The sequence below is a fragment of the Anaerolineae bacterium genome (assembly GCA_014360855.1).
Classification (GTDB): Bacteria; Chloroflexota; Anaerolineae; order JACIWP01; family JACIWP01; genus JACIWP01.
This window is the reverse complement of sequence record JACIWP010000428.1, coordinates 1-1,554: the sequence shown is the minus strand read 5'-3', so window position 1 is coordinate 1,554 and position 1,554 is coordinate 1. Positions and strand designations below refer to the sequence as shown.

At 68.3% G+C, this 1,554-nt stretch carries 2 protein-coding genes; both read right to left on the bottom strand.

The window, feature by feature from the left end; genetic code table 11:
* Positions 1-1,137: glycosyltransferase (locus tag H5T60_14790; protein MBC7243698.1), on the bottom strand; the 1,137-nt coding region annotated here is incomplete at its 3' end.
* Between the two features lie 29 nt (positions 1,138-1,166).
* The coding region (locus H5T60_14785; GenBank protein ID MBC7243697.1) for a glycosyltransferase family 4 protein at positions 1,167-1,554 on the bottom strand (388 nt) is incomplete at its 5' end.

Genomic DNA, 1,554 nt, shown 5'->3' with positions numbered 1-1,554 from the left:
GAATTCCTCCGGCGTGTCTCCCAGCAGAAGCTCCCGCCCATGTGCGACGCCCAATCCCTCACAGCCCAACGAGGTGGAGACGATAGCCTTCCCCATGGCCATGGCGCTGAGGACCTTCAGCCGGGTGCCGCCTCCCACCCGCAGGGGCACCACGTAGACATCGGCGGCGGAGAAATAGGGACGGTCATCGGGCACATAGCCGGTGACCAGGACGCCGGGCAGTTGGGAGAGCCGGCGCACCAAAGGGTGCGGATCGCGCCCCACGATGGCGAACACCGCGCCGGGGAATTCCGTCCGGATGCGCGGCAGGACCTCCTCGGCGAACCAGATGGCGGCATCCACATTGGGTCGGAAATCCATCTTGCCGGTGAAGACCAACGCCGGCCGGGGGATATCCGCCGGCGGCAGGGCGAGCGCCGGCGAATAATGGTCCAGGTCCACCCCGTTGGGGACCACGACGGCGTTCAGGCCGGGCACCAGCCGCTGGAGCGCCAGGCGGTCTGCCTCGGACACTGCGACCACGTGATCCACCGTCCGGCAGAGGCGCGCCTCGAAGCGCCGCAGTTTGCGCCACTGGATGAAGGAATAGAGGGCGCCGGCGGCGCGCCGCGGCCGCCAGCACTGGCGCAGGTCGGTCTCGAAAGCGCGCTGTTGGAGCAGGTATTCGGCGTTCAGGTCGTCGAAGATGAGGACGGGCCGGCGGTCTGATGGGGCCATCTGCCGGCGCCAGCCGGCGATCTGCAGGAGATAACGTCCCACGTCAATGCCCACGCCCAGCACCGCATGGTACGATTCGGCGCGCAGTGCCTCCTGCACCAGGCCGGCGAAGCGCGGCGAGGCGAAGCGCAGAGCCATATCGGGCTGGGGCGAGAAGAAGGTGGTCAGGGCGCGCTGGAAGAGCGAGCGCTGGGGCGTGAGGTCCCAGGCGATGCGCCGGCACAGCTCTTGGAGTGGGCCGGCCGCCGGCACCTCCTCCGGCCGGGTCACGAACGAGAGCAGGTCAATCTCCGCCCGGGCGGCCAACTGCCGCAGGATGTTGAAACTGCGGATGGTGGCGCCCTGGTGCGGCGGGTAAGGGAGCTGGGATGACAGCACCAATAGGCGGTAAGGTTTGGGGGTGAGAGCTGGCGTCGTCATTGGGCGTCCAACCCGGCGGAAGGGCCGGCCTATGCGGCCTGGCCGGCGACCTGGCGGTACACGGCCAGGGTCTGTTCGGCGGCCTTTTCCCAGGAGAAGAGCTTGGCCCGCGCCAATCCGCGCTCGCGCATCTGGACGCGCAGAGCCTCGTCCGTTAGGGCGCGCCAGATCGCGACGGTCAGGTCTTCCACATCGTGGGGGTCAATGAGCAGGCCGGCATCCCCCACGATTTCCGGCATGGCCGACACGTTCGAGACGATGACCGGGGTGCCGCAGGACATGGCCTCCAGTGGGGGCAGGCCGAACCCCTCGTAGAAGGCGGGATGGACGAGCACATCGGCGGCGTTGTAGAGATAGAGCAGATGCTCGACCGGCACATGGCCCAGGAAGATGCAGTCGTCCTCCAGGCGGAGCTGG